The sequence below is a fragment of the Rhizobium sp. CF122 genome (assembly GCF_000282035.1).
GTDB lineage: Bacteria > Pseudomonadota > Alphaproteobacteria > Rhizobiales > Rhizobiaceae > Rhizobium.
Genome location: NZ_AKKA01000053.1, coordinates 1 through 3,393 on the forward strand (window position 1 = coordinate 1; position 3,393 = coordinate 3,393).

The 3,393-nt window shown below is 60.4% G+C and carries 3 protein-coding genes; all 3 read left to right on the forward strand.

The features are described 5' to 3' along the window. Nucleotides 1–154: 154 nt before the first annotated feature. The 3 genes from PMI09_RS10260 to PMI09_RS10270 are packed head-to-tail and all read left to right on the forward strand — an operon-like array spanning nt 155 to nt 3,296. Nucleotides 155–1,363, forward strand: a complete 1,209-nt coding sequence (locus PMI09_RS10260; protein WP_007792353.1) for a tyrosine-type recombinase/integrase — start codon at nt 155–157, stop codon at nt 1,361–1,363. Then, nucleotides 1,357–2,274: a tyrosine-type recombinase/integrase gene (locus PMI09_RS10265; RefSeq protein ID WP_007792356.1), complete on the forward strand. Its 918-nt coding sequence runs from the start codon at nt 1,357–1,359 to the stop codon at nt 2,272–2,274. Before PMI09_RS10260 ends, PMI09_RS10265 begins: the two co-directional genes overlap by 7 nt. Then, nucleotides 2,271–3,296 carry a tyrosine-type recombinase/integrase gene (locus PMI09_RS10270; protein WP_007792359.1) on the forward strand — a complete coding sequence of 342 codons (1,026 nt, stop codon included), beginning with the start codon at nt 2,271–2,273 and terminating at the stop codon, nt 3,294–3,296. Before PMI09_RS10265 ends, PMI09_RS10270 begins: the two co-directional genes overlap by 4 nt. The last annotated feature ends 97 nt before the right edge of the window (nt 3,297–3,393 follow it).

Sequence of the window (3,393 nt, forward strand, 5' to 3'; positions counted from 1 at the left end):
CGATGCACAAGACACGCTGCGCGTACCTCTTTTAGAAAACCCAAGGGGGTGAGGCCGGAACAGCTGCCCGCCGACGCTGGAATGGCTTTGAAACCTCCGATTTGTTTGACGCGCCGGACTTCCCCGGCGTCAACAAGCAAATTGAGGAAATAGGGTGACAAAGCGAAAGTACAGACATCGCCGCAGTGTCCATCTTCGGATCAACTGGCTACAGCCGCATGTCGATGGGTTCAAAGAATGGCTATCTCAGCGGAATTATTCGCCCGCAACGCTCGTGGAGGTGGTGCGCCTGCTGGCCCTATGGGGTGACTGGGTACGAGCGACCGGTTTCGACATTGGCACGCTCGCGGTTGGCTTCTCTGCATCGGCGTCGGTGTTCCAGGGCAGCAAACGCGCGCGCGCTCCGCAGGGTGCGGCTGCGCTGTTCGTCTCTTATTTGCGCGAGAAAAACATTCTGCCTGCAGAGCTGCACACGTCGCTGGAGGAGACCTGGCCAGCACTTGCCGCGTTCCGGTTCTGGATGAAGGAGCAGCGTGGTATCAAGGATTCCACGCTCGATACCTATCAGCCAATCTTGATCGACCTTCTGTTGTCGCTCGGCACTGATCCGGAGGTTTATACGGCGACCGCGATCCATGGCTTCGTGCTCGACCGCGCGAAACCGCATGGCCGCGCTCGGGCTCAGGGTATCACTGTCGCAACGCGCGCCTACCTCAAATACCTCGTGGCGATCGGGCAATGCCCCGCTGGCCGGGAATATGCGGTTCCGAGCTTTGCAAGCTGGCAAATGGCAACGACACCGCGCTTCCTTGGGCAAAGCGATATCGACCGGCTCCTTGCCGCTTGTGATGGCGAAGACCGGTTACGTGATCGCGCCGTCATGCTGCTCTTGGCTCGGCTGGGTCTCAGGGCGAGCGAGGTCGCCAATCTCACCTTTGGTGACATCGATTGGAAGAATGGTCGAATAACGCTTGTCGGCAAGGTCCGGCGCGAGGAACGGCTTCCGCTGCCCCAGGACGTCGGCGACGCCATCCTCGCCTATATTAAGCGGGCAAGGCCGCGCATTGCGACGACGCGGGTGTTCCTAACGGATATTGCACCGATCCGCCCACTCAGCCGCATCGCCGTAAAGTGTATCGTGCGGCGCGCGCTCGACAGAGCAGGAATTGAAAGCATCCATCGCGGGGCGCATGTGCTGCGGCACTCGGCGGCGACTGCGATGCTGCGTAGCGGTGCAAGCCTTGCCGGCGTCGGGGCCGTGTTGCGTCATCGTTCTCCATCGACGACCGCGCTCTACGCCAAGGTAGACATCGGCCTCTTGTCCGAGATCGCGCAGCCTTGGGGCGGGAGGCTGCCATGCTGAGCGCAGACGTCAACCGCTATATCAGTCTGCGCCGCGCGCTAGGTTACAAGCTTGTCCGGGCCGAACGACATCTCATTGCGTTCGCGCGCTTTGCAGCGGAACGCAATGAGAGCCACATTCGCACCGCAACAGCCCTTACCTGGTTGCCCACCGCTGCCAAAAGTCCAAATGCCATGGCGCATCGCCTGATGGACCTGATCCAGTTTGCTCGCTTCCTGCGGGCGGAAGATCCTCGTCACGACATACCACCCGCAAATATCAAGCGGAACACCAATCGACCGGTCCCCTACATCTATACTGCGGACGAAATCGCCCGGATTCTCAATGCTGCCGGCAATCTACGGCACCAAAGGCCCAATCCGCTGCGTCGCGAGCTCTACGTCATGCTTTTTGGGCTGATCGCTGCGACCGGAATGCGTGTGTCCGAGGCTATCGCGCTCAGGCTCGACGATATGCTGCCCGACGGCGTGTTACGCATTCGCGAAACCAAGTTCCGCAAGAGTCGGCTGGTGCCGCTACACCCGACCGTTGTTGAGGCGCTCAAATGCTACATTGGTGCCAGGTACCAATTTGCGGGCGAGAGTGATTGGCTCTTCCCATCTGTAGAGCACCGACAAATGTGCTTGAGGATGGTGAATTATACATTCCGTTGCGTCACGCGACGGGCGGGCATCGTGTTGGAGCGAACGCAGCAGCCACGCATCCATGACCTCCGACATACCTTCGCAACCCGTGTCCTGGAACAATGCGGCGCTAGTCGCGGCGAAGTTGCTCGGCACTTCGTCGCCCTGTCGACATACCTGGGCCATGTCAGTATCCACAATACGTACTGGTATCTTCAGGCGACGCCGGAAATGATGGTCGACATCGCCGCGGCGGCAGAAACAGTGTTCAGGGAGGACGCGGCATGACGGCGCTCGCCCCTCTCATCACCAGCTTTCTCAGAGACTACATGCCCCGCCAGCGTGGCTATAGTCCACAAAGCTGCGAGACATATGCGTTCAGCTACAGGCTGCTGTTCGACTTCGCAGCAAAAAGGCTCGGCACTCGCCCGTCGCTGCTGACTATCGAAGACCTCGACGCACCGACGATCGTGGCTTTCCTCGCGCACATTGAACAGGATCGCGGCAACAACGCGTCCACGCGCAATGTGCGGCTCGCCGCCATCAAGGCGTTCATGCGCTACCTCGAGCACAAGGTGCCTTCCGCCCTAGAGCAGATCGGCCGGATACATGCGATCCCGACCAAGCGGCACGACCAAAAGCTCATCCGTCATTTGACGATGGGAGAGGTCCGCGCGATCCTCAACGCGCCAGACCTTGCAACTCGGTCAGGCGTCCGCGACCGGGCAATGATGCACCTCTGCTTCGCCGGAGGATTGCGGGTCTCTGAACTGGTCGGCATCCTGACGGAAAATCTGTCTCTTCGACACGGCGCGAGCGTGCTGGTTCAGGGCAAAGGCCGCAAGGAACGTTGCCTGCCGCTCTGGAAGGATACTGCGCGGGACCTTCGCGCCTGGTTGAGCGTCCGAGGCGCAGTCCGTGTGCCGGAGCTCTTTGTCAATGCACAAGGAGAGCCGATGACCCGTGCCGGCTTTGAGTATGTGCTCGACAAGCATGTCGGCAAGGCGGCCGGGGGCTGCGTATCGCTTCGCGACCGGAGTGTTTCCCCTCACCAGCTTCGGCATAGTTGTGCCGTCGTCATGCTGCAGGCGACCCACGACATTCGGAAGGTCGCCCTGTGGCTGGGTCACGCCGATATCCGTACAACGGAGGTCTACCTCCGCATGGATCCATCCGAAAAGCTGGAGGCGGTCGAGGCCGTAGTCCCCCCTGAACTGAGGCGTGGCCGGTTCAAGGCACCGGATGCCCTGATCGCATCCTTGCTCTCGGACTTGGAAGTACCGGCGCATTCCGAACGGGTGCGCCTCTGAATAGAGTTCCACACCGAGACGGTCTGATCCGCTTTATCTGATATCGCGCTCGACATAGCCGCCGTGCTTTGTCGGGCGCAGCGTGTCTTGTGCATCG

Excerpts from the sequence above, each read along its gene's own strand:
- PMI09_RS10265 (WP_007792356.1), top strand. The coding sequence starts at position 1,357 with ATGCTGAGCGCAGACGTCAACCGCTATATCAGTCTGCGCCGCGCGCTA.
- PMI09_RS10270 (WP_007792359.1), top strand. The coding sequence starts at position 2,271 with ATGACGGCGCTCGCCCCTCTCATCACCAGCTTTCTCAGAGACTACATG.